Source organism: Pseudomonas sp. 9.1(2019), assembly GCF_009910445.1.
GTDB lineage: Bacteria > Pseudomonadota > Gammaproteobacteria > Pseudomonadales > Pseudomonadaceae > Aquipseudomonas > Aquipseudomonas paraversuta.
Map to the genome: position 1 here is coordinate 674,158 of NZ_VBWF01000011.1, position 24,309 is coordinate 698,466.

Here is a 24,309-nt window from a genome sequence, read left to right on the forward strand (position 1 = left end):
ATGCAACTGATCTGGCTGCGCAGCGACTTGCGCCAAAACGACAACACCGCCCTGAACGCCGCAGCTGAACGCGGCCCCACTGTGGCCGTGTATCTCATCAGCCCCGAGCAATGGCTGGCCCATGACGACGCGCCGTGCAAAGTCGATTTTTGGCTGCGTAATCTGAGCGTCCTGAGCGACAGCCTCGAGCAACTGAATATCCCGTTACTGATTCGCAGCGCGCCCGCCTGGGACCAGGCCCCCGCGGTGCTGGTTGAACTGTGCCAACAGTTGGGCATTGAGGACGTGCATGTAAATGATGAATACGGCATCCATGAAACCCGGCGCGATCAAGCCGTCGCCCGTGCCCTCGACGCCAAGGGCATCGGCTTTCATCGTCACCTCGACCAACTGCTGTTTCAACCCGGCAGTGTGCTGACCAAAACCGGGACCTACTTTCAGGTGTTCAGCCAGTTCCGCAAGGTTTGCTATGAGCGCCTGCACACGGGACTGCCGCCCATCGTGGCCACACCCCGGCCCCAGGCGCAGCTGACCATTGCCCGGGATGCGATTGCTCAATCTGTTAGCGGCTTTGCGCCGCCCGACGAAACCCTGCGCGCACTCTGGCCGGCCGGGGAAGACGAAGCCCGGCAGCGCCTGGCACGCTTCGCCGACGAGCAAATCCACTACTACAAAGAAGAGCGTGACTTGCCCGCCAAACCTGGCACCAGCCAGCTTTCGCCCTACTTGGCAGCAGGCGTTATCTCACCCCGCCAATGCCTGCATGCAGCACTGCTCAGCAACAACGGCGAATTTGAAAGCGGCAGTGTCGGCTGCGCGACCTGGATCATCGAACTGATCTGGCGCGAGTTCTATAAACATATTCTGGTGGGTTACCCACGGGTTTCCCGGCATCGCGCATTCAGAGCCGACACCGAGTTCTTGCCCTGGCGTGATGCCCCACAAGAACTGGCGGCATGGAAAGAGGGGCGCACCGGTATCCCGATCATCGACGCGGCCATTCGCCAACTGCTGGCAACCGGCTGGATGCACAACCGCCTGCGGATGGTGGTGGCAATGTTCCTGACCAAGAACCTGTTGATCGACTGGCGCGAGGGTGAGCGCTTCTTTATGCAGCACTTGATTGATGGCGATCTGGCAGCCAACAACGGCGGCTGGCAGTGGAGCTCATCCACCGGGACCGATTCGGTGCCCTACTTCAGAATTTTCAACCCCTTGAGTCAGTCCGAGCGCTTCGACCCCGAAGGTCGCTTCATCAAGCACTGGCTGCCAGAACTTGCGACGCTGAATAAAAAAGAGATTCATAACCCGGCCATTGCCGGCGGCCTGTTTGGGGTTGCCGATTATCCGCGGCCAATTGTCGACTTGAAACACAGTCGCGAACGGGCCCTCTGCGCGTTCAAGAATCTGCCGTCGCGCCAGCTTTACGAGGTGTGCGATGGCTGAGACACGGCGTATCTGGCTTACCGGGGCCAGCAGCGGGATTGGTGCTCACCTGGCGGAACAACTGCTCAACAGCGGTGCCCGCCTGGCATTGAGTGCCCGCACCCTGCCCCCCCTGCAAGCGTTATCCGAACGCTACCCGGGGCAGGTGCTGCTGGTGCCCGGCGACCTGACCGACAGCCTGCAAGTGCGGGAAATCGGCAAGCGTATCGCGCACACCTGGGGCGCGCTGGACTGCGTGATTCTCAATGCCGGCTCCTGTGAATATGTCGACGTCCGGCACTTCGACGCAGCCCTGATCGAGCGCGTGGTGCGCACCAATTTACTGGCCAGCGCTTACTGCCTTGAAAGTGCGCTGCCTTTACTGCGTGCAGGCACCCGCCCGCACCTGGTGGGCGTGGTCAGTTCCGTGACCTTCTGGACCCTGCCCCGGGCCGAAGCGTATGGCGCGTCAAAAGCCGGACTGCGCTACTTGCTGGAGTCACTGCGCATCGATCTCGCCCACGAGGGAATGGATGTCACCCTGGTCAGCCCCGGCTTCGTTGACACCCCGCTGACGGCAAAAAACGATTTCCCCATGCCCATGCGCTGGCCTGCACTCAAAGCCGCACAGCATATTTGCCAGCGTCTGGAAAACCGCCCGCTGGAAATCGCTTTTCCCTGGTCATTTATCGCCACTCTCAAACTGATGGCGAGCCTGCCAAAACGCCTGCAACTGGCGATTGGAAAACGCCTGGCACGGACTTCTGACGAGACACCATCATGAAAATCGCGATCATTGGCAGCGGCATCTCAGGTCTGACCTGTGGCTATTTACTGCATAAAGAACACGATATCCGCGTGTTCGAGGCCAGTGACTGGGTGGGGGGGCATACCCATACGGTGGATGTCGGCATCGGCGGGCGTCACTATCAAATTGATACCGGCTTCATCGTGTTCAACGACTGGACCTATCCCAACTTCATCAAGCTGATCGATCGACTGGGGGTGCGCTCCAAAGCCACTGAGATGAGCTTCTCGGTGCACGACCCCCGACGCAATTTCGAATACAACGGCAACAGCCTCAACAGTTTGTTCGCCCAACGCAGCAACCTGTTGTCCCCCGGGTTCTGGGGCATGTTGCGCGATATCCTGCGTTTCAATCGCCAGGCCGTACGCGACCTGCAACAACAGCGCATTGCCAGCGACACCCGACTGGGCGACTACCTGCAGCAGCGTGGCTATGGCCCCCGGTTTATCGAGCACTACATTGTGCCGATGGGCGCGGCGATCTGGTCCATGCCACTGGCCGAGATGCAGGCATTTCCGCTGCAGGCGTTTATCCGCTTCTTCAAGAACCACGGCTTACTGAGCATCACCAATCGCCCGCAGTGGCGAGTGATCGAAGGTGGCTCGAGCGCCTATGTACAACCGCTGAGCGCAGGTTTTGCCGAACACATTCGCCTCAACTGCCCGGTTACGGCGGTTGAACGCGACGACCTGGGTGTACTCATCCACAGCCCGGCAGGCAGCGAGCGCTTCGACAAAGTGATTTTTGCCTGCCATAGCGATCAGGCCTTAAAGCTGTTGGCCCGGCCGACAGTCGCCGAACAGCAAATCCTCGGCGCCCTGCCCTACGCCGATAACGACGTGGTCCTGCATACCGATACCCGACTGCTACCTGAGCGAAAACAGGCCTGGGCCAGTTGGAACTATCGACTGGGCGATGTCGGACAACGCCGCGCCAGCGTGACTTACGCCATGAACATCCTGCAGGGGATCGAGAGCGAGACCACATTCTGCGTCAGCCTTAACCAGACCGAGGCCATCGACCCGCTGCAAGTGCTGGCCCGATACACCTACGCCCACCCGCAATACAGCCTCGATGCCGTAGCCGCCCAAGGGCGCTGGCAAGAATTGCTGGGGCCGCAGCACAGCTATTTTTGCGGTGCTTACTGGGCTAACGGCTTTCACGAAGACGGGGTGGTCAGCGCTTTGCGTGTCGCCTCAGCATTCGGCCAACAGCTATGAACAGCGCCCTGTACAGCGGCTGGATCGCCCACCGGCGTTTTGCGCCGACCAGCCATGCATTCCGCTACCGCATCGGCTTGTTGTATCTCGACCTGGACGAACAGGATGCTGTATTGGGGCTGTCACCACTGGCTGGAAAAAGCCGCTTTGCACCCTTCTCGTTTCGCGAAACCGATTACCTGAAGGATTACACCAGGACCGGCATGCGCCTGATGGATGCCGTTCGCCAACAAGTCGCCCGGGCCCTCGGGCATACGCCCCAAGGTGCCATCTGCTTACTGACTCAGGCCCGCAGCTGGGGCTTGAGTTTCAACCCGGTGAGTTTCTTTTATTGCTACGAGGCTGACGGGCAACTGGCTGCCATCCTGTGCGAAGTGAGCAATACCCCGTGGCGCGAGCACTATCACTACGTGCTCCCGGCCCTGGGTGACAGCCATCAGCATTTTGCCGTGGCCAAGGCATTTCATGTCTCGCCTTTTCTGCCCCGCGATCTGGAATACCGCATGAGTTTCAGCCCGCCCGCTGCCCGACTCGGTGTGCATATGGCGGATTGGCAAGGTGAGCTGAAAATGTTCGATGCCACCCTCAATCTGCAACGCAGCGCTCTCGACCGTCCAGGTTTGCATCGCTACTTGCGGCAATTTCCATGGATGACGGCAAAGACTTGCCTGGCCATTTACTGGCAAGCCTTGCGCCTGTTTCTCAAACGTACGCCGATCTTTTCCCATCAGGCCGCCGACGGCGCCTTTCGTATTGCCGCCCTGCAACCCAAGGATAAACGTCATGAAAAGCCCTAGCCTGGTGAGCAAAACCTCACGATTGAGTACCTACAATCTGACCAGCGTACTGCTGCGGCGCGGAGTCATGCGTCAACTCAGCCAGCTGCAGCACGGCCAATTGGTGCTGACTGAAAATGGCGAGCGCCATCTGTTCGGTGACAGCAACGCGACACTGATCGGCGAAGTGCACATCAGCGACCCCGGTGTCTGGGGGATGATCGCCAGCAACGGTTCCATAGGCGCCGGCGAAGCATTTATCCACGGCTACTGGAGCTCGCCCGACCTGACCAGAGTGGTCCGGGTACTGGTCAGCAACCTGAAGGTTCTGGACGCCATGGAGGGTGGGCTTGCCAGCCTGGGACGCCCGTTGATACGGGGCTTGCACTGGATCAATCGCAATACCCGCAAAGGCTCGCAAAAAAACATTGCGGCTCATTACGACCTTGGCAATGAGATGTTCGAGCAGTTTCTCGACCCCACCATGATGTATTCAGCGGCGCAGTTCCTCAGCCCTGACGACAGCCTGGAGCAGGCCCAACTGAATAAGCTGCAACGCATTTGCCAGAAGCTCGACCTCAAGCCCGAAGACCACTTGCTGGAAATCGGCACCGGCTGGGGCAGCATGGCAATTTTTGCCGCGCAGCATTACCACTGCAAAGTGACCACCACCACACTCTCGAAGGAACAATTCGATTACACCCGTAAGCGTATCGAGGCACTGGGACTTCAGAATCAGGTGACCTTGTTGCTGGAGGATTACCGCGATCTGACCGGGCAGTACGACAAACTGGTGTCCATCGAGATGATCGAAGCGGTCGGCCATCATTTTTTACCCAACTACTTCAAACAGTGTTCGCACCTGCTAAAGAGCCAGGGGTTGATGTTGCTGCAAGCCATCACCATTCGAGACCAGCGTTACGAGCAAGCCAAAACCGGCGTGGACTTTATCCAGCGCTACATCTTCCCCGGCGGCGCACTGCCCAGCGTGCAAAAAATGCTCGAGATCGTCACCCGCGATACCGACATGAACCTGATGCATATGGAGGACTTTGGCCTGCACTACGCCAGAACCTTGCGCCTGTGGCATGAGAACTTTCGCCGCGCCCACGGCCGTCTGACCGAGCTGGGCTATGACGAATACTTCCTGCGTCTGTGGGAATTTTACCTGTGCTACTGCGAAGGTGGCTTCCTCGAACGCAGTATCGGCACCGCGCAATTGTTGCTGGCCAAACCCGGGGCCATGCCGCAACCCTTGCTCGGGCGCTTTGATGCTTGATCTGAAGCTGCTGGCCAATGCCGGAATGTTCCAGCTTGGCTGGTTTGCCTGTGTGCTGGGTGGCAATAGCCTGTGGTTACTACTGCCGGCGGGCGTACTACTGGTGAACGGACTGTGGATAAGTGCCCGGTGGACAGAAGTGCGCTTGATCATTTGCGTCTGCTTGCTCGGCACCCTGGTGGACAGCCTGCTGCTCAATGCCGGGGTTTTTGAGTTCCGGCAGGAGGGGATTTTGATCCCGTTCTGGTTGATGCTGCTCTGGGCATTACTGGCGACCACCCTGAACCATTGCCTGGCATGGACGGCACGACCGGCATGGCGGGCGGTGCTGCTGGGCGCGGTTGGCGGGCCATTGTCGTATTACGCAGGGCAACGGCTGGGGGCGGTGCAATTCGGGTTCGGACTGTGGCCGACCCTGGTCTTGCTCGCGGTGTTATGGGCGGGGTTGTTCCCGGCGCTGCAATGGCTGGCGGGCAAGCAGACAGCCCAACTTCCGCTGCGAGAATGAGCTTGCTCCTACAGGGATGAATGGCGGTTTGTCAGCGGTTTTACACCTGACAGCTGCTCTGCCTTACACTGCGCGCCTATGACCAACATCCCCCTGACCGAAATTACCGAACCCGCCGTCACCTGTTCGACGTGCGCGGCATGCTGCTGCCAACTGGAAGTGATGTTGATCACCGACACCGGTGTGCCCGAGCGCTTTATCGACACCGATGACTGGGGCGGCGAGGTCATGCTGCGCCTCGATGATGGCTGGTGTGCAGCGCTGGATCGCAACACCATGATGTGCACCATCTACGAAAAGCGTCCGCTGATTTGCCGCGAGTTCGAGATGGGTGATGTTGAATGCCTGAACGAGCGTCAAGGCATCACAACCGCCTATCGGTAGCGGTTTGATCCCTTGCAGGAGCGAGCTTTTGCGGTATGGCATATCACGCTGAAAAGCTCGCGAGACAAGCTCGCTCCTACAGGGAAGGCGTACGTTACAGCGGCAGACTGGATCGCAACACCATGATGTGCACCATCTACGAAAAACGTCCGCTGATTTGCCGCGAGTTCGAGATGGGTGATGTTGAATGCCTGAACGAACGTCAAGGCATCACAACCGCCTATCGGTAGCGGTTTGATCCCTTGTAGGAGCGAGCTTGTCTCGCTCCTACGGGGAAGACGTACGTTACAGCGGCATTGTGTAATGCAGGGCGTAGCTCTCTATACCGTCGTTGGTGCTCGATAGCCCGGCATTGGAGTAATGAGTCGCTCGAATACCCACTTCATGCCCACCGGTAAAGCGCAGGCCAAAACCCAGGCGATCTTCAAACTGGAAAGCCGTCCCCAGCTTGTTGCCTTCAACTTCAGTGTGGGAAAACGCTGCGACCCCGATGCCGGCCTCTACATAAGGCTTGACCGTTTCACCGGCAAACTCGTACACAAATACAGGCGAGAACGACAAGCTGTGGTTCGCAGATGACTTGTCACCTTCCCAGTAGGTGTAAGCCCCATCCCAATAACCTGTAAGACGACCAATATCACTCTGTAGCCAGCTCTTGTCCCAATCGGACTTCAAGCCCAGCCGATAAGTCATGGTCGATTCACTGGTGTGCCCTACCCCAAACTCGATACCGGCCGCTTGTGCTGTGTAGCTGTGCCCCAGAACAGTGGCTGCCAGCGCAGCCAGGCAAAAAAATCGCTTCATAAGAAAATCCCGCTTCCGTATGCAAAGATCATTGTTGTGTGCCTCATCAGACAAGCGCTAAGAATCCAGTCTCCGCCCGAAAGTTCAACCGTCTTGAACCTTTTCACACTTTTTTCACAAACCGAAGCTTTGCACACTCCCTGATTTATTCCACAACAGCGGCAGGATATTTTGCATGTGCTCCGGCGAGGCGCTGGTCCAGAACTGTGTTTGCCGGGCGGGGCCCGCTGCCAGCAGGCTTCTTTCACTCAACAACCGCTTGAGCTGGCGGGCCACTGCGGCGCCGGTGTCGATCAGGATGATCGAAGACGGCAGCATCTGGCTCAGCAGGGGCTTGAGGAAGGGGTAATGGGTGCAGCCGAGAATAATGGTGTCGCAACCCGCCGCCACCAGCGGTTCGACATAGCCGCGCAACAGGGTTCGCAGCTCGTCGCTGAGCAAGTCACCGGCTTCAATCAGCTCCACCAGCCCCGGACACGGCTGGGTGATCACCCGTACATCGCTGGCAAAGCGGTCAAGCAAGGCGGCAAATTTGGCACTTTGCAAAGTACCGGTGGTTGCAAGTACCCCCACCACCCCGCTGCGTGTGGCCGCAGCAGCCGGTTTGACCGCAGGTTCCATACCGACGATGGGCCAGTCGGGGTAAGACTGACGCAACTGCGCAACGCCGGCTACGGTGGCGGTGTTGCATGCCAGCACCAGAGCTTTAGCCCCCTGGCGCTGAAAAAAATCCGCCATCACGGCGCAGCGCTGGCGAATAAATTCAGGACTTTTTTCGCCGTAGGGAATGTGTCCGCAGTCCGCCACATATAGCAGTGACTCATTGGGCAACAGACCATGAATCTCCCGCAGCACCGACAGACCGCCGACACCGGAGTCGAAAACACCTACCGGTGCTTCATTCATGGCCCGTACCGCATACGCTGCACCCGGGATCGCGCTTGACTCGCAGTTCGCGAAACCGCGTGCCCAGGGCATCGATCAACAACAGACGCCCCACCAGCGGCTCACCAAAGCCGGCCAGCAGTTTCAGGGCTTCGAGGGCCTGCAGACTGCCGACCAAGCCTACCAGCGGGCCTATGACTCCGGCTTCACTGCAGGTCAGTTCGTCTTCGCTGCCATGACCATACAAACAGTGGTAGCAAGGGCTCGCCGGCTGGCGGGAGTCAAACACCGACAACTGCCCCTCAAGGCGAATTGCCGCACCACTGACCAGTGGTTTGCGCGCCACGAAGCAGGCCGCGTTCACGGCTTCGCGGGTGCCGAAGTTGTCGCAGCAATCGAGTACCAGATCAACCTGCGACACGGCATCTGCCAACGTGTCGGCATCCAGTGCCGACCGGTGGGCAACAAGCTTGATTTGCGGGTTTATCGCGGCCAGACGCTGCATGGCCGAATCGACTTTGCTCTGGCCGATGCTGGCGCTGTCATGAATGATCTGGCGTTGCAGGTTGGTCAGGTCGACGCTGTCAAAATCGGCCAGGTGCAGCTCGCCAACCCCGGCAGCCGCCAGGTAGAGCGCCACTGGCGAACCCAGCCCGCCCACACCGACGATCAGTACACGGCTGTTTTTCAGCTTGAGCTGACCTTCGATATCGACCTGTTGCAGCAGGATCTGTCGGCTGTAGCGCAACAGTTCCTCATCGCTCAGCACGGCAGGCGACCCAGGGTGATGCGTTCGTGGGTGCCCAGGTCCTTGCGGCTTTCGACCTGTGCAAAACCTGCACCCGATAACAGCTGGCGAACAGCGTCGGCCTGATCGTACCCGTGCTCGAGCATCAACCAGCCCCCTGGATTCAGGTGTTGTGGCGCGGCCTGGATAATTTCGCGAATGTCGTCCAGACCATCGACACCGGCGACCAATGCGCTTTCAGGCTCGAAACGCACATCGCCCTGGGCCAGGTGCACGTCGCCCGCAGCAATATAAGGCGGGTTGCTGATAATCAGGTCGAAGCGCTGATCAGCCAACGCACTGAACCAGTGACTGGTCAGTACATGGACGTTTTCAAGCTGTAGGCGCTGACGGTTACGCTCGGCCAGGGCTACGGCTTCAAGTACCCGATCGACCGCAGTGACGTGCCACGCAGGGCGTTCACTGGCCAGGGCCAGGGCAATTGCACCGCTGCCGGTACCTAAATCCAGAACCCTGGCGGGGCTGGCGGGTAGCAGATCCAGCGCAGTTTCGACCAGCAGTTCGGTATCAGGACGGGGAATAAGCGTGTGGGGCGCAACTTCAAGGTCCAGCTTCCAGAAGCCCTGCTGACCCAGAATGTAGGCAACAGGCTCACCGGCACGACGACGCAGCAGGTAGCCGGAAAAGGTCAAAGCCGATTCGCTGCTGACAATTTTTTCGGGCCATGTGTGCAGGTAACTGCGCGACTTGCCCAGGGCTGCGGCCAGTAACAGTTCCGCATCCAGGCGCGCCGTTGGCGAGTCTGGCAGTTCTGCGGCACGCAACAAGCTGGCAATAATGGTCATTTACTCACCCAGGGCCGTCAGTTGGTCAGCCTGAAATTCCGCTAATAACGGCTCAATAACGGCATCAACACCGCCAGCCAGTACATCATCCAGGGAATACAGGGTCAGATTGACACGGTGGTCGGTGACCCGCCCTTGTGCAAAATTGTAAGTCCGGATGCGCTCGGAGCGATCCCCCGAGCCCACCAGGGATTTTCGTTCGCTGGCAATCGCATTGGCAGCGGCGCTGGTTTGCTGGTCATTCAATTTAGCCGAAAGCCAGGACATCGCCCGCGCCCGGTTTTTATGCTGGGAACGCTCTTCCTGACACTCCACCACGATGCCCGATGGCAAGTGCGTGATGCGAATGGCCGAGTCGGTCTTGTTAACGTGCTGACCACCCGCGCCCGAAGAGCGATAGGTATCGACGCGCAAGTCGGACGGGTTGATCTCGATCGCTTCTTGCTCGTCCGGCTCCGGCAGTACCGCCACGGTGCACGCAGAAGTATGAATCCGCCCCTGGGATTCGGTCGCCGGTACCCGCTGTACGCGGTGTACCCCCGACTCGAACTTCAGCTTGCCGTAAACATTCTCGCCTTCAACCCGGGCAATGACTTCTTTGTAGCCGCCATGCTCGCCGCTGTTTTCCGACAGAATTTCCAGCTTCCAGCCACGACGCTCAGCGTAACGCGAGTACATGCGGAACAGGTCACCGGCAAAAATGGCCGCTTCATCGCCGCCGGTTCCGGCGCGAATCTCAAGGAATACGTTGCGCCCGTCGTTCGGGTCTTTTGGCAACAGCATGCGTTGCAGGTCTTGTTCCAGCTCGAGCAGCCGTTCTTTGGCTTCGCGGACTTCTTCAACCGCCATTTCGCGCATGTCCGGGTCGTTATCCTTGAGCAACGCCTGGGCGCCCTCAAGGTCGGCCTGTACCTTCAGCCACTGCCCGTAGGTTGCAACAATGGGCTCTACTTCCGCGTATTCCTTGGAATAGGCACGGAATTTGGTCTGATCAGAGATGACTTCGCCATCGCCAAGCAACGCGGTCAGTTCTTCAAAACGGTCCTGGAGGATGTCCAGCTTATTCAGCAGTGACGCTTTCATTACTATTTTTTATCCGCAGAGCTATCCGATGAGCCCTCACCGAGGGCAAAAAGTTCTTGGGCCATGGCCAGCGCATCGAGGCGGCCTTCGGCGGAAAGCTTTTTCAGCTGCACGCTGGGTGCGTGCAGCAATTTATTGGTCAGGCCGCGTGCCAGTTGTACCAGCACGTCTTCGGGATTGCTGCCGTTGGCGAGCATCCGCTGGGCCTTTTGCAGTTCTTCATCACGCAGGCGCTCGCTTTGCTGGCGATAGGCTTTGAGCACATCCACTGCCGCCAGCTCACGCAAACGCACCATGAAGTCTTCAGCACCAATGCTGACCAGCGCTTCCGCTGCCTGGGCTGCGCCCTGGCGACTCTTGAGGTTTTCCGCGACCACTTCGTGCAAGTCATCGACGGTGTAGAGGTAAACGTCGTCCAACTCGCCGACTTCTGGCTCGATATCCCGGGGGACGGCGATATCCACCATGAAAATGGGTTTGTGCTTGCGCAGTTTCAAAGCGCTTTCCACCGCGCCTTTGCCCAGAATCGGCAATTGGCTGGCGGTGGAGCTGATCACGATATCGCTGTGCACCAGCTCCTGGGGAATGTCCGACAGCAACACCGCGTGCGCCCCGAACTGTTCGGCCAGAGTACTGGCACGCTCCAGTGTACGGTTGGCCACGACTATGCGTTTTACCCCCAGCTCATGCAGGTGACGGGCGACCAGGGTAATGGTCTCGCCGGCGCCGATCAGCAGGGCCTGACTGCGCTGCAGGTCGCTGAAAATCTGCTTGGCCAGGCTCACGGCGGCAAACGCCACCGAAACCGGGTTTTCACCGATGGCGGTGTCGGTGCGCACTTGCTTGGCCGAGTTGAAGGTCGCTTGAAACAGCCGCCCCAACAAAGGCCCGACCGTGCCCGCCTCACGCGCCACGGCATAGGCCGATTTCATCTGGCCGAGAATTTGTGGTTCGCCCAACACCAGCGAGTCCAGGCCTGAAGCCACACGCATCATGTGACGAACGGCAGCATCGTCTTCATGGACATAGGCACAGGCACGTAATTCTTCGAGGCTCAGATGGTGATAGTCGGCCAGCCACTTCAGCACCGAGTCTGCCGAAAGGTGGTCCTGTTCTATATATAGCTCGCTGCGATTGCAGGTGGAGAGGATCGCAGCTTCGCGGCTGTCGGTGTGTCGGCAGAGTTGCTGCAAGGCCTCAACCAACTGCTCTGGAGTAAAAGCCACGCGCTCGCGGACGTCTACTGAAGCAGTCTTGTGGTTAATACCGAGTGCGAGGAAGGCCATTCAAGATCGCTGATGATGACGAGAAGCCGACAATTGTCCTACTTCGCCAGATTCAGAACAACCATTGCTGACTATTGTCTCTATAGTTAAGTTCTCTTGAAGCCCAATTATCAAACATCCATTGACCCAGATATTCGATAGTCGCACCTGTTAGGGTTTGCCCTGTCGCATGTGTCATGATGCCCGGACCGCAGGTAAGTCGCCCTTCTCCTATATGAATAGATCCTCCGCGTTGCTCCTCTCTCTCGTCCTTCTCAGTGGCTGCCAGGCTTTGGCCCCCACGTCACCGGATGATTCATCGCCGGCTGAAGAGGCTACTTCCACTCCGGAAAAACCCACGGTTTATGGCTCGTTCAGCGAAGAAACGCTGTACAGCCTGCTGAGCGCGGAGCTGGCCGGCCAACGTAATCGTCTGGATATCGCTCTCGACAACTACGTCACCCAGGCGATCAATACGCAAGATCCCGGCATTGCCGAGCGCGCCTTGCGAATTGCCGAGTACCTGGGCGCCGATCAGGCCGCTCTCGATACATCGCTGATCTGGGCTAAAAACGCGCCGGACGATCTTGAGGCACAACGTGCGGCTGCCATTCAGCTGGCGCGCAACGGTCGTTATGACGACGCCATGGTGTACATGGAGAAAGTCCTGCAGGCCAAAGGCGACACTCACTTCGACTTTTTGGCCCTGTCGGCTTCAGAAACAGATGCCGATACCCGTGCCGGCCTGCAGAAAAGCTTTGATCGCCTGCTGGTCAAGCACCCGGACAACGGCCAGCTGATTTTCGGCAAGGCCTTGCTGATGCAACAGGACGGTGACACTGAAGGCGCCCTCAAGTTGCTGGAAAAGAATCCGCCCCAGGATGGCGAAGTCGCCCCGGTGTTGCTGCGGGCTCGTTTGCTGCAAAGCCTCAATCGCGGTGATGAAGCCCTGCCGCTGCTGAAAAAAAGCATTCGCCAGTACCCCGATGACAAACGTTTGGGGCTGACATACGCGCGCACCCTGATTGAACAGAACCGCATGGCCGAGGCCAAAACGCAGTTCGCCAGCCTCGCAGAGCAGTACCCTGAAGACGATGAGCTGCGCTTCTCGCTGGCGCTGATTTCCCTCGAAGGTAAAAACTGGGATGAAGCCCAGGGCTATCTGGAAGAGTTGATCGAGCGCGACAGTCATGTCGACTCTGCGCACTTGAACCTGGGTCGCATTGCCGAAGAGCGCAATGACCCACAGGGGGCTCTCGCCGAATATGCCCTGGTAGGTCCCGGCAATGACTATTTGCCCGCGCAACTGCGTCAGGCCGATATTCTTGTCAGCCACGGCCGCGCAGATGAAGCCTCGAAAAAACTGGCCGCCGCCCGCGATGCGCAGCCGGACTACGCCATCCAGCTGTACTTGATAGAAGCAGAGACCCTGGCCGCGAACAATCAGACCGATCGGGCCTGGAATGTCCTGCAGCAGGCACTCAAACAGTATCCCGATGATCTGAACCTGCTGTATTCACGCGCCATGCTGGCCGAGAAGCGCAACGATCTGCAACAGATGGAGCGCGATCTGCGCGCAATCATCCAGCGCGAACCCGACAATGCCATGGCATTGAACGCGCTGGGTTATACCCTTTCAGATCGAACCACCCGCTATGCCGAAGCCAAAGTGCTGATCCAGCAAGCTTACGACTTGAACCCGGACGACCCGGCCGTGCTCGATAGCCTGGGCTGGGTCAATTTCCGCCTGGGTAATCTGGATGAGGCGGAACGTTTGCTGCGCCAGGCCCTCGAACGCTTCCCGGACCAGGAAGTGGCTGCGCATCTGGGCGAAGTTCTGTGGGCCAATGGCAAACAGCGCGAGGCCAAGCAGATCTGGAGCAAGTTCCTTAAAGAAAATCCTGAAAGCCCAATCCTGCGCAAGACCGTGTTGCGCCTGACCGGATCGGAGAGTCTTTAAATCATGTTATTTCGTCATCTGCGTCACCTGATTGTCTTTGGCCTGATTGCCCTCCTCGCCGGCTGCGCGGGTTTTGGCGCCCGTGAATCGGTTGAGGGCCACGGCAGCCCGGCCCTGTGGTCAGAACATAAACAGCAACTGACCCAACTCGACGGCTGGCAAATCAACGGCAAGGTCGGAATTCGCGCACCAAAGGATTCAGGCAGCGCCACGCTGTTCTGGCTGCAACGTCAGGACTATTACGATATTCGCCTGTCGGGCCCGCTGGGCCGGGGCGCTGCCCGCCTGACCGGTCGTCCCGGAAAAGTCAGTCTGGAAGTCGCCAATCAGGGCCGCTATGAAGCGACTTCGCCCGAAGAATTGCTGGGCGAACAGTTGGGCTGGAGCCTGCCGGTATCACATCTGGTGTGGTGGGTGCGCGGCTTGCCAGCACCGGACAGCAAAAGTCGCGTGACCCTGAATGCCGATAGCCGCCTGGCGAATCTGGAGCAGGATGGCTGGAAAATCGAATATTTAAGCTACGTCGAACAGAACGGCTTCTGGCTGCCCGAGCGGGTCAAGCTGCATGGCCCGGATCTGGACGTCACCCTAGTGGTTAAAGATTGGCAACCCCGTCAGTTAGGTCAATGACATGCAAAAAGATGCTCTGGTTTTGCCCTCCCCGGCGAAACTGAATTTGATGCTGCACATTCTCGGCCGTCGCGAAGATGGCTATCACGAACTGCAAACGCTGTTTCAATTCCTCGACTACGGCGATGAAATGACGTTTTCAGTACGTGATGATGGCGTTATCTGCCTGCACACCGATTTTCCCGGAGTCCCGCACGATGCAAACCTGATCGTGAAGGCGGCAAAAAAACTTCAGGAACAATCCGGCTGCTCCCTGGGAATAGACATCCGGATCAAAAAAGTCTTGCCCATGGGCGGCGGCATCGGAGGCGGCAGTTCAAATGCGGCAACCACGTTGCTGGGACTCAATCATCTTTGGCAACTGGACTGGAGCCTCGATCGACTTGCAGCACTGGGCCTGAGCCTGGGGGCTGACGTCCCGGTTTTCGTACGCGGCCACGCCGCTTTCGCTGAAGGTGTTGGCGAAATTCTTACACCAGTTGATCCGGAAGAACCCTGGTATTTAGTACTTGTCCCGCAAGTATCTGTAAGTACTGCAGAAATATTTTCAGATCCTTTGTTGACACGTGACTCTTTGCCCATTAAAGTGCGCCCCGTTCCCAAGGGAAACAGCCGAAACGACTGCGAAGCAGTAGTTAAGGAGCGTTATCCAGAAGTACGTAACGCTTTGAATTTGCTAGGTAAATATACCGAAGCAAAATTAACTGGAACTGGAAGTTGTATATTTGGGGCCTTCCCAAACGAAGCAGATGCTGATAAAGTGCTGCACCTTCTGACAGACACCCTTACAGGGTTTGTAGCAAAAGGAAGCAACGTTTCGATGTTGCATCGCAAGCTACAAGATCTGGCAAAGGAAACGGGTACACGGTACTCGTAGCAACAGATACAGGGGCGTCGCCAAGCGGTAAGGCAGCAGGTTTTGATCCTGCCATGCGTTGGTTCGAATCCAGCCGCCCCTGCCATTTCTTATACTCATCCAGGTTACCCTCAGCCTTCAGGTACTGCGCGTGTCCAAGATGATGGTCTTTACGGGGAACGCTAACCCCGATCTGGCTCGGCGTGTCGTACGTCAGCTGCATATCCCACTCGGTGACATCTCTGTCGGAAAATTTTCTGACGGCGAAATTACCGCTGAGATTAATGAAAATGTCCGCGGTAAAGACGTTTTCATCATTCAGCCGACTTGTGCTCCGACCAACGATAACCTGATGGAACTCGTCGTGATGGCTGATGCCTTCCGCCGCTCCTCAGCTACTCGTATTACTGCTGTTATTCCTTACTTTGGTTATGCCCGTCAGGATCGCCGTCCGCGTTCCGCACGTGTGGCTATCAGCGCAAAAGTTGTCGCTGACATGCTTACCGTAGTCGGCATCGATCGTGTTCTCACGGTTGATTTGCATGCTGACCAGATTCAGGGTTTCTTCGATATTCCTGTAGATAACATCTATGGCTCCCCAGTATTGGTGGATGACATCGAAGATCAGCGCTTTGAAAACCTTATGATTGTGTCCCCGGATATCGGCGGCGTCGTGCGTGCACGTGCTGTTGCCAAATCCCTGGGCGTCGATCTGGGTATCATCGACAAACGCCGTGAGAAAGCCAATCACTCGGAAGTGATGCATATCATTGGTGATGTCGAAGGGCGTACCTGTATTTTGGTTGATGACATGGTCGATACCGCCGGCACTCTGTGCCATGCGGCTAAAGCCTTGAAAGAGCATGGCGCTTCCAAAGTGTTCGCCTACTGCACACACCCTGTGCTGTCGGGTCGGGCAATTGAGAATATCGAAAATTCCATGCTGGATGAGCTGGTGGTGACTAACACCATTCCGCTGTCCGCTGCCGCACAAGCCTGTACGCGTATCCGTCAACTGGATATCGCACCGGTTGTGGCTGAAGCGGTTCGCCGCATCAGCAACGAAGAATCGATCAGTGCGATGTTCCGATAAGGGCCCTGCCCTTCTCTGACATCCCGCTGACGAAAAGCGCCCCGCCCCAGCAGCCTGTTGGGGCGGGGCTTTTTTGCCCATACCGTCCATAGCGCTGGTCGCAAACGCTAGGTCGGATGTGGTTATTTTGGAGATACAACATGAACGATTTTACTCTGAATGCTGAAGTGCGTTCCGACCTGGGGAAAGGTGCGAGCCGCCGCCTGCGTCGTCTCGCAAGCCTGGTTCCAGCTGTAGTTTACGGTGGCGAAAAAGCCCCTGAATCCATCAGCATGCTGGCTAAAGAAGTTGCCAAACTGCTCGAAAACGAAGCTGCTTACAGCCACGTTATCGAACTGACCGTTGGCGGCGTCAAGCAAAACGTAATCATCAAAGCTCTGCAGCGTCACCCGGCTAAAGGCCACGTGATGCACGCTGACTTCGTACGCGTTATTGCTGGTCAGAAGCTGACTGCAATCGTACCGGTTCACTTCATCGGTGAAGCTGCTCCGATCAAGAAAGGCGGCGAGATCTCGCACGTTGTTGCTGAAATCGAAGTTAGCTGCCTGCCAAAAGACCTGCCTGAATTCATCGAAGTTGACCTGGCTAACGCCGAAGTCGGCTCGATCATTCACCTGTCTGACATCACCGCCCCTAAAGGCGTTGAGTTCGTAGCTCTGGCTCACGGTAACGACCTGGCAGTAGCCAACGTTCACGCGCCACGCGTTGCACCAGAAGCAGACGCAGAGTAATTCATTACTCTGTCGTTGGAGTTATGAGAAACATCGCGAGCTAACACGCAGCGAGTAAAGCGGACAAGATCGCGAAGTTTACTCATGTAAACCCGCTTTTTTGTCCGCTTTCGCCGCTAACTGTCAGTGGCGATGTTATCCACAACTCCATAGAAGGGCCCTTGTCGTGACCGCCATAAAACTGATCGTTGGCCTGGGAAATCCAGGCACCGAATACGAACAGACCCGGCATAACGCAGGGGCCCTTTTTGTTGAGCGTCTCGCGTCGGCAAACGGGGTCAACCTCGTTGCGGACCGCAAGTATTTTGGCCTGACCGGGCGTTTCAGCCACCAGGGTCAGGATGTTCGTCTGTTGATTCCCACCACCTATATGAACCGAAGCGGCCAGGCCGTTGCGGCGCTTGCCGGTTTCTACCGCATTGCGCCTGAATCCATATTGGTGGCCCACGACGAACTCGATCTCCCACCCGGCGTTGCCAAGCTCAAACTGGGCGGCAGCCATGGAGGTCATAACGGACTGCGCGACATCATTGCGCAACTGGGAAACAACAATAATTTCTACCGTCTGCGGCTCGGCATTGGCCACCCAGGCGTCGCCAGCATGGTGTCCAATTTTGTTCTGGGTCGAGCGCCTCGCGCCGAACAGGAAAAACTGGACGCCAGCATCGATTTTGCCCTCGGCGTGCTGCCGGATATCCTCGCCGGGGAATGGAACCGTGCGATGAAAAACCTGCACAGCCAGAAGGCCTGACTCTTTATCCGAGGGGAAACACCATGGGATTTAACTGCGGCATCGTCGGCTTGCCTAACGTCGGCAAGTCCACCCTGTTCAACGCCCTGACCAAGTCTGGTATTGCGGCCGAGAACTTCCCCTTCTGCACGATCGAACCGAACACCGGTATCGTGCCGATGCCCGACCCACGCCTGGAGGCACTGGCTGCCATCGTCAAACCCCAGCGCGTACTGCCCACCACCATGGAGTTCGTCGATATCGCAGGCCTGGTGGCCGGCGCGTCGAAAGGCGAAGGCCTGGGCAACAAGTTTTTGGCCAACATCCGTGAAACCGATGCCATCGCTCACGTAGTCCGCTGTTTTGAAGACGAAAACGTGATCCACGTTTCCAACAGCGTTGACCCCAAGCGCGACATCGAAATCATCGACCTTGAGCTGATCTTCGCCGACCTCGACAGCTGCGAAAAGCAACTGCAGAAAGTCGCGCGCAACGCCAAAGGCGGTGACAAGGACGCAGTCGCTCAAAAAGCCCTGCTGGAGCAGCTGATTGCCCACTTCACCCTGGGCAAGCCGGCACGCAGCCTGATCAAGAACATGGACGCCGATGAGAAACAAATCATCAAAGGCTTCCACCTTCTGACCACCAAGCCGGTGATGTACATCGCCAACGTGGCTGAAGACGGCTTCGAAAACAACCCGTTGCTCGACGTAGTGCTGGCCATTGCCGAAGAAGAAGGCGCGATCGTGGTTCCGGTCTGCAACAAGATCGAAGCCGAGATTGCCGAGCTCGATGACGGCGAAGAAAAGGACATGTTCCTTGAAGCCCTGGGTCTTGAAGAGCCGGGCCTGAACCGCGTGATCCGTGCCGGTTACGAAATGCTTAACCTGCAAACCTACTTCACTGCCGGTGTACAGGAAGTACGCGCCTGGACCGTGAAAGTGGGCGCTACAGCTCCGCAGGCTGCCGGCGTGATCCATACCGACTTCGAAAAAGGCTTCATCCGTGCCGAAGTCATCGCCTACGACGACTTCATCAAGTTCAACGGTGAAGCCGGTGCGAAAGAAGCCGGTAAATGGCGTCTGGAAGGCAAGGAATACATCGTTAAAGACGGCGACGTATTGCACTTCCGCTTCAACGTGTAAAACACCACACGTATAAAAAAACCGCGCCCAGGCGCGGTTTTTTTTGGTCCCGGGTTTGTTCAGGCGCCCTCCCGCACTCTGCCGGGCAGTAAGGGTCTATGGTTAATGCCATCCTTCACCAAGATCGGGAGCATCGATGATCCCCAGTGCCAAATCCCTCAGTAACTATGCAGACTCCATTGCAGACAAAGTCAAAACACGTTGGGCCTCAGGTTGGCGCGACGCTCTGGCATCGGCCATCGCGGCTGCACTGGCCTGGATTCTCGCCAAATATTTCTTTGGCCATGTGCACCCGGTGTTTGCCGCCATCAGCGCCGTCGTCTGCCTGGCCCCCGGCCTGCCCAGCCATGGCAAGCAAGCCTTGGGTTTGATGCTGGGGGTAGCCACCGGGATTATCGTGGGCGAGGCCGCCTTGTGGCTGCCGGACTCCTACCCCTTGCTGCGAATCGGCTTTGCCACGTTCTTTGCTATCGCCATTGCAGCCCTTTACGGCCAGGGCCCCGTGGTGCCGATTCAAGCCGGGGTCTCTGCAGTATTGATGCTGGCCGTCGGCCCTGAAAGCGCAGGCTTTGTGCGCATGCTGGATGTGGTGGTCGGGGCGTCCGTGGGCTTGATCTTCAGCCAGATATTGCTTACGCCCAACCCCATCGGAATCATTGATAGCTCGGCAAAAGACCTGCTGGAAAAACTCGCCTCGGGCTTCAGCAAAAGTCTTCAGGCCCTCGAAGCAAAGGACGCGGCCAAGGCTCAAAGTGCGGTGCAGATCTTCTCTCGCGCTCACGACAGCCTGATTGCCCTGGAAAACGGTATCAGCATGGCTCGCAACACCGCGCGCTGGACGCTGCGCGGGCGCTTTGTATCCCGTGAGGTAAAGGACATTGCCGGGCGTTACGAACGTCACGCCGTGCGCCTGTACGCCAGCTCCCTGCTGTTCGCCGAAGCCTTTGCCGATGCCTTGCGCAAGGAGCAAGGGCCACCACCGGCCTCGCTGCATGAGCGGCTGAGCAACGTCGCCGCAGGATGTGCATCCATCGCCAGGGATGATGAGCGGCCAGAGTTGGTGGCGGTGTCCAAAGATCAGCTGGCCGATGCGGTTTCCGCACCGTGGCAACTGTGCTTACAGCACATGAGCACCGTTGAAAGTGCCCTGCTGACGTTTGGCTTTACCACGCAAACAGACGAAAAAAGGGTCATCGAAAATACTCGATGACCCCTGGCTGCCACTAATCAAACTTTTTTGGTTCGTGGCAACAGGATCGCCAGCACTCCGAACAGCGGCAGGTATGAACACAGCGTGTAAACGTATTCGATGCCGTGAATGTCAGCCAGATGGCCGAGCAATGCCGCACCAATGCCGCCAAAGCCGAACATCAGGCCGAAGAAGATGCCGGCGATCATCCCCACGTTGCCCGGCACCAGTTCCTGCGCGTACACCACAATGGCTGAAAAGGCCGAAGCCAGAATAAAGCCGATAATGACGCTCAGGACGCTGGTCCAGAACAGGTCGGCATAGGGCAGCAGCAAGGTGAACGGCGCCACACCCAGAATCGAGAACCAGATCACCGCCTTGCGGCCGATCTTGTCACCAATGGGGCCGCCGAAGAACGTACCCGCCGCAACCGCTCCGAGAAACAGGAACAAATACATCTGCGAGTTGGCAATCGATACGCCGAACTTTTCAATCAGGAAGAAGGTGTAATAGCTGGTCAGGCTCGCCATGTAGAAGTACTTGGAGAACACCAGCAGCCCCAATACCACCAGCGCACCGATGACACGCTGCTTTGACAGGCCGTGGGTGGCCTTCTGACCGGCTTTGAGCTTGAACAGGTTCAAGTGATTGCGGTACCAGCGACTGATGACGTACAGCAGCCCTACGGCGAACAGCGCAAACAGGCCGAACCAGGCCACATTGCCCTGACCAAAAGGAATGATGATCGCCGCCGCCAGCAGCGGACCGAAGGCAGAGCCGGCATTACCGCCGACCTGAAAAGTCGATTGCGCCAGACCATAGCGCCCGCCTGATGCCAGTCGCGCTACCCGGGACGCTTCGGGGTGGAAGGTTGACGAACCGACACCGACCAAAGCCGCTGCGACCAGGATCAGCGGAAAACTGCCAACCTGGGACAGCATCAAAATCCCGATCAGGGTGCACACCATGCCCGCGGGCAGCAGCAGCGGATTGGGATGACGGTCGGTGTAATAACCGACCCAGGGCTGCAACAGCGAAGCGGTGAGCTGGAACGTCAGGGTAATCAGACCGATCTGGGTAAATGTCAGGTCATATTTGGCCTTGAGCATCGGGTAGATCGACGGCAGTACCGCCTGGATCAGGTCATTGATCAGATGCGCCAGCGCCACGGCACCGATGATGCGCATGACTAAGGGGCTGGATTGCGGGACAGAGGGGGACTCGGTTGTTTTTGTTTGAGCGTTGCTAAGGGACATTTTAGTTTCCGGACAACAGGTGAATGTGCACTTGCAGGTGCGTCAATGTGCCATTTTTTTACAGAAGATTTCCATTCCAGGCATGAAATCCTTAAGCAATTGATAGCACAGAGAAAAATTTCAGATATTTGCTTGACACATGTCCAGTACGAGGGAATAATGCGCGCCATTGGCTACATAGCTCAGTTGGTTAGAGCATAGCATTCATAATGCTGGGGTCCGGGGTTCAAGTCCCTGTGTAGCCACCAAACACCGGTTCAGGCTCATCGCAAGATGAAATCGAACCAACAAGAAGCCCGCCTAGTGCGGGCTTTCTTGTGTCTGGGGTATTGGTTTTGCCCTCGCTCTTGCAAACCGGAAAACGCCACGCCTGCTCCCCTTTCGGCACCATCATCCACAGCACTGAAGTGGCTGGCCTGAAATTCCAGCATCAAGCCTCAGGCAAGACTTTGCCCGGGTTCATCAGGCCGAGCGGGTCCAGTGCCTGTTTGATCAGGCGCATGACACCGACTGCCGCTCCGTGCTCCAGGTCCATGTACTTGATCTTCCCCGAACCAATGCCGTGTTCACCGGTGCACGTACCCTCCAATGCAATGGCGCGCTCCACCACACGCTCATTGAGCGCTTCGGCCTCGGCCATTTCTGCCTCGTTATCCGGATCGACCACCAGCCCCAGGTGGAAGTTGCCATCCCCCACATGCCCCACCACTCCGACGAAAAAAGAGACCCTGGCGACATCTTCGGCGGTTTCGGTAATGCATCGGGTCAGCGCCGAAATCGGTACACACACGTCAGTACTCCAGATCCGGGCATTTGGCCGCATGGACTGCATCGCATAGTGCACATTGTGCCGGGCACGCCACAGGCCATTGCGCGCATCGGCATCCGCTGCTGCCTCAAACCCCAGCGCACCATTGCTTTGGACAATCTCGCGAGTCAGCTCTACCTGCTCCGCCACACTGGCCGGGGTGCCGGCGAACTCGAAAAACAGGGTCGGCGTTTCGGCCAGCGCCATCTTCGAAAAGCGATTGACCGCCTGCACCGTGCGCGCATCCAGCAGCTCAACGCGCGACACCGGGATGCCGTACTGAATGATGGAGACCACCGAACTCACCGCCGCCGCGATCGTGGGGAAGGTACAGACGGCCGCTGACGTCGTTTCCGGAATGCCGTAAAGCCGCAGAGTGACTTCGGTGATGATCCCCAGCGTGCCTTCCGAACCGACAAACAAGCGGGTGAGGTCGTAGCCTGCTGCCGACTTGCGCGCGCGGCCACCGGTCTTTATCACCTGGCCATCGGCGAGTACTACGGTGAGGTTCAATACGTTCTCGCGCATGGTGCCGTAGCGCACGGCATTGGTCCCTGATGCGCGGGTTGCCGCCATGCCGCCCAGGGTGCTTTCGCCTCCGGGGTCGACCGGAAAGAACAGCCCGGTGGTGCGCAGTTCGGCATTGAGCTGCATGCGCGTGACGCCCGCTTCGACGGTCACATCCAGATCATCAGGACGCACGGTAATGATCCGCTGCATGCGGCTCAGGTCTATGCAAACCCCGCCCCGGGTGGCGCCCACATGCCCTTCCAGTGAAGTACCGCCACCAAAGGCGATGATCGGCACCCGCTGCGCGGCACAAAGCTTGACGATGGCTGCAACCTCGGCAGTGGACTCGGCATAGCACACCGCGTCCGGCGGCAAGGTCGGGTGGTAAGACTCACCACGGCCGTGCTGCTCGCACTCGGCACGGCTGGTGCTTAAACGCTCACCGAGCAGTTCGCGCAAGGCATCGAGCAAGGTGGGCAAAGAAGATGACTGAAGCGCTTGGGAAGTGGCCATCGAAACGTCCATATTATTGTTGGGGGACGAATCTAAGGTACAACAACTAGTATACAAGTTTAAAGCTGATGTTCCGTTATCATGATGCCCCACACAGCCTTGAGCCATGGCTCGGCGAACAAAACCTGCGTAGATCCGATGAGCAAATCCGTAGAAAAGTCCCTCGCCATGCGTCTGGCCAATGAGATCCGTGAAGCCATTGTCTCGGCGCGTTTCGACCTGGGAGAGGCGCTGTCCGAAGAAAGTCTGGCCGCCGCCTTCGAGGTCAGCCGCACGCCGGTTCGCGAAGCCCTGGCGCTGTTGCAGACCGAGGGCCTGGTGAACGTGGTGGCCAAATCCGGCAGCTACGTGTTCAGCCCGACCGAAGACGACATAGTCGAGCTCTGCGAGCACCGTGTGACCCTGGAGGTCGAAGCCTCGCGTCGTGCGCTTGAGCGTAACCCCGAGGCCACCCTGCAGGCACTGCGCGATGCCCTGGCACAGATGATCATGGCGCTGGAGCAGGATGACAGGCTGGCCTACGGCGCTGCCGACACCGAGTTCCACTTGAGTTTTTTCAGGTTCAGCGCCAACCGTTATCTGGTGGACGCCTACGAACGCAACCTGGGCCGTGTCGCGGCCTTGCGTACGCATCTGGCCCGGCGCGCCCGGCATGAGCCGGACCGTTCGTTCAACGATCATCGGCAGATGATCGAGCTCGCCGAGGCGGGCAAGCATGGCGCGCTGGCGACCCTGCTCAGCCGCCATATCCTGCGAACCCGCGAGAGTTACATTGCAACCCTGCGCGAGCGCCAGGAGCTGGCGGGCCCTAACAGTGACCGGGTGGAAAGAATCCGTCGCAAGCTGCGTTTGTAGCGA

Annotated in this window: 24 protein-coding genes, 2 tRNA genes and 1 pseudogene; 19 read left to right on the top strand and 8 right to left on the bottom strand. The window is 57.9% G+C overall.

The window, feature by feature from the left end:
- The 8 genes and pseudogenes from phrB to FEZ21_RS22105 form a co-directional block, all read left to right on the top strand.
- On the top strand, nucleotides 1–1,446 hold the full coding sequence (gene phrB / locus FEZ21_RS22070) for a deoxyribodipyrimidine photo-lyase (protein ID WP_160628403.1): 1,446 nt from the start codon (nucleotides 1–3) through the stop codon (nucleotides 1,444–1,446).
- Entirely contained in the window at nucleotides 1,439–2,209 is a 771-nt protein-coding gene (locus tag FEZ21_RS22075) for an SDR family oxidoreductase (RefSeq protein ID WP_160628405.1), read from the top strand. The genes phrB and FEZ21_RS22075 overlap by 8 nt, the downstream gene beginning before the upstream one ends.
- A complete protein-coding gene (locus FEZ21_RS22080) occupies nucleotides 2,206–3,453 on the top strand; it encodes an NAD(P)/FAD-dependent oxidoreductase (protein ID WP_160628407.1) in 1,248 nt (415 codons plus the stop codon). The genes FEZ21_RS22075 and FEZ21_RS22080 overlap by 4 nt, the downstream gene beginning before the upstream one ends.
- Nucleotides 3,450–4,250 carry a DUF1365 domain-containing protein gene (locus FEZ21_RS22085; RefSeq protein WP_003439813.1) on the top strand — a complete coding sequence of 267 codons (801 nt, stop codon included), beginning with the start codon at nucleotides 3,450–3,452 and terminating at the stop codon, nucleotides 4,248–4,250. The genes FEZ21_RS22080 and FEZ21_RS22085 overlap by 4 nt, the downstream gene beginning before the upstream one ends.
- Nucleotides 4,237–5,508, top strand: coding sequence for a cyclopropane-fatty-acyl-phospholipid synthase family protein (locus FEZ21_RS22090; protein WP_127196068.1), 1,272 nt, complete (start codon nucleotides 4,237–4,239; stop codon nucleotides 5,506–5,508). Before FEZ21_RS22085 ends, FEZ21_RS22090 begins: the two co-directional genes overlap by 14 nt.
- Entirely contained in the window at nucleotides 5,501–6,016 is a 516-nt protein-coding gene (locus tag FEZ21_RS22095) for a DUF2878 domain-containing protein (protein WP_010656042.1), read from the top strand. The genes FEZ21_RS22090 and FEZ21_RS22095 overlap by 8 nt, the downstream gene beginning before the upstream one ends.
- A 78-nt stretch (nucleotides 6,017–6,094) precedes the next feature.
- A complete protein-coding gene (locus FEZ21_RS22100; RefSeq protein ID WP_003439808.1) occupies nucleotides 6,095–6,400 on the top strand; it encodes a YkgJ family cysteine cluster protein in 306 nt (101 codons plus the stop codon).
- A 107-nt stretch (nucleotides 6,401–6,507) separates the two neighbouring features.
- Nucleotides 6,508–6,630, top strand: a pseudogene (locus tag FEZ21_RS22105) (YkgJ family cysteine cluster protein); the annotation flags it as partial.
- Between the two features lie 55 nt (nucleotides 6,631–6,685).
- Here FEZ21_RS22105 and FEZ21_RS22110 read toward each other — a convergent pair.
- The 6 genes from FEZ21_RS22110 to hemA form a co-directional block, all read right to left on the bottom strand.
- On the bottom strand, nucleotides 6,686–7,204 hold the full coding sequence (locus FEZ21_RS22110; RefSeq protein WP_160628409.1) for an acyloxyacyl hydrolase: 519 nt from the start codon (nucleotides 7,202–7,204) through the stop codon (nucleotides 6,686–6,688).
- Between the two features lie 114 nt (nucleotides 7,205–7,318).
- A complete protein-coding gene (murI, locus tag FEZ21_RS22115) occupies nucleotides 7,319–8,110 on the bottom strand; it encodes a glutamate racemase (RefSeq protein ID WP_160628411.1) in 792 nt (263 codons plus the stop codon).
- A complete protein-coding gene (locus FEZ21_RS22120) occupies nucleotides 8,103–8,858 on the bottom strand; it encodes a molybdopterin-synthase adenylyltransferase MoeB (RefSeq protein ID WP_003439805.1) in 756 nt (251 codons plus the stop codon). The genes murI and FEZ21_RS22120 overlap by 8 nt, the downstream gene beginning before the upstream one ends.
- Nucleotides 8,852–9,682 carry a peptide chain release factor N(5)-glutamine methyltransferase gene (gene prmC, locus FEZ21_RS22125; RefSeq protein WP_003439804.1) on the bottom strand — a complete coding sequence of 277 codons (831 nt, stop codon included), beginning with the start codon at nucleotides 9,680–9,682 and terminating at the stop codon, nucleotides 8,852–8,854. The genes FEZ21_RS22120 and prmC overlap by 7 nt, the downstream gene beginning before the upstream one ends.
- Nucleotides 9,683–10,765, bottom strand: a complete 1,083-nt coding sequence (gene prfA / locus FEZ21_RS22130) for a peptide chain release factor 1 (protein WP_003439803.1) — start codon at nucleotides 10,763–10,765, stop codon at nucleotides 9,683–9,685. It abuts the gene before it with no gap.
- A gap of 2 nt (nucleotides 10,766–10,767) precedes the next feature.
- Nucleotides 10,768–12,051, bottom strand: a complete 1,284-nt coding sequence (gene hemA / locus FEZ21_RS22135; protein ID WP_003439801.1) for a glutamyl-tRNA reductase — start codon at nucleotides 12,049–12,051, stop codon at nucleotides 10,768–10,770.
- A 214-nt stretch (nucleotides 12,052–12,265) separates the two neighbouring features.
- Here hemA and FEZ21_RS22140 point away from each other — a divergent pair, with 214 nt between their 5' ends.
- From FEZ21_RS22140 to FEZ21_RS22180, 9 genes are all read left to right on the top strand, one after another.
- Nucleotides 12,266–13,990 (top strand): tetratricopeptide repeat protein, encoded by a 1,725-nt coding sequence (locus FEZ21_RS22140; protein ID WP_127196070.1) that lies wholly within the window; start codon nucleotides 12,266–12,268, stop codon nucleotides 13,988–13,990.
- A gap of 3 nt (nucleotides 13,991–13,993) precedes the next feature.
- Complete coding sequence (gene lolB / locus FEZ21_RS22145; RefSeq protein WP_010657323.1) at nucleotides 13,994–14,620, top strand: lipoprotein insertase outer membrane protein LolB; 627 nt, start codon at nucleotides 13,994–13,996, stop codon at nucleotides 14,618–14,620.
- 1 nt (nucleotide 14,621) lies between these two features.
- Nucleotides 14,622–15,497: a 4-(cytidine 5'-diphospho)-2-C-methyl-D-erythritol kinase gene (gene ispE / locus FEZ21_RS22150; RefSeq protein WP_160628413.1), complete on the top strand. Its 876-nt coding sequence runs from the start codon at nucleotides 14,622–14,624 to the stop codon at nucleotides 15,495–15,497.
- Between the two features lie 10 nt (nucleotides 15,498–15,507).
- Nucleotides 15,508–15,582 (top strand) — tRNA-Gln (locus tag FEZ21_RS22155).
- 45 nt (nucleotides 15,583–15,627) lie between these two features.
- Complete coding sequence (locus FEZ21_RS22160; RefSeq protein ID WP_003439794.1) at nucleotides 15,628–16,569, top strand: ribose-phosphate pyrophosphokinase; 942 nt, start codon at nucleotides 15,628–15,630, stop codon at nucleotides 16,567–16,569.
- A 140-nt stretch (nucleotides 16,570–16,709) separates the two neighbouring features.
- The gene (locus tag FEZ21_RS22165) at nucleotides 16,710–17,300 is read left to right on the top strand and encodes a 50S ribosomal protein L25/general stress protein Ctc (RefSeq protein ID WP_003439792.1); all 591 of its coding nucleotides are present in this window, start codon (nucleotides 16,710–16,712) and stop codon (nucleotides 17,298–17,300) included.
- Between the two features lie 166 nt (nucleotides 17,301–17,466).
- A complete protein-coding gene (gene pth / locus FEZ21_RS22170; protein ID WP_160628415.1) occupies nucleotides 17,467–18,051 on the top strand; it encodes an aminoacyl-tRNA hydrolase in 585 nt (194 codons plus the stop codon).
- A 23-nt stretch (nucleotides 18,052–18,074) separates the two neighbouring features.
- A complete protein-coding gene (gene ychF, locus FEZ21_RS22175) occupies nucleotides 18,075–19,175 on the top strand; it encodes a redox-regulated ATPase YchF (protein ID WP_003439789.1) in 1,101 nt (366 codons plus the stop codon).
- 136 nt (nucleotides 19,176–19,311) lie between these two features.
- On the top strand, nucleotides 19,312–20,385 hold the full coding sequence (locus FEZ21_RS22180) for an aromatic acid exporter family protein (RefSeq protein WP_003439782.1): 1,074 nt from the start codon (nucleotides 19,312–19,314) through the stop codon (nucleotides 20,383–20,385).
- A 17-nt stretch (nucleotides 20,386–20,402) separates the two neighbouring features.
- On the opposite strand, the gene FEZ21_RS22185 is transcribed toward FEZ21_RS22180, so the two are convergent.
- Nucleotides 20,403–21,620 carry an MFS transporter gene (locus FEZ21_RS22185; protein WP_029612974.1) on the bottom strand — a complete coding sequence of 406 codons (1,218 nt, stop codon included), beginning with the start codon at nucleotides 21,618–21,620 and terminating at the stop codon, nucleotides 20,403–20,405.
- A 171-nt stretch (nucleotides 21,621–21,791) separates the two neighbouring features.
- Between FEZ21_RS22185 and FEZ21_RS22190 the strand changes: the two genes are divergently transcribed.
- Nucleotides 21,792–21,868: transfer RNA gene (locus FEZ21_RS22190), tRNA-Met, on the top strand.
- 182 nt (nucleotides 21,869–22,050) lie between these two features.
- Here FEZ21_RS22190 and FEZ21_RS22195 read toward each other — a convergent pair.
- On the bottom strand, nucleotides 22,051–23,451 hold the full coding sequence (locus FEZ21_RS22195; protein WP_160628417.1) for an FAD-binding oxidoreductase: 1,401 nt from the start codon (nucleotides 23,449–23,451) through the stop codon (nucleotides 22,051–22,053).
- A gap of 81 nt (nucleotides 23,452–23,532) precedes the next feature.
- Between FEZ21_RS22195 and FEZ21_RS22200 the strand changes: the two genes are divergently transcribed.
- Nucleotides 23,533–24,306, top strand: coding sequence for a GntR family transcriptional regulator (locus tag FEZ21_RS22200; protein ID WP_238840049.1), 774 nt, complete (start codon nucleotides 23,533–23,535; stop codon nucleotides 24,304–24,306).
- Nucleotides 24,307–24,309: the final 3 nt, after the last annotated feature.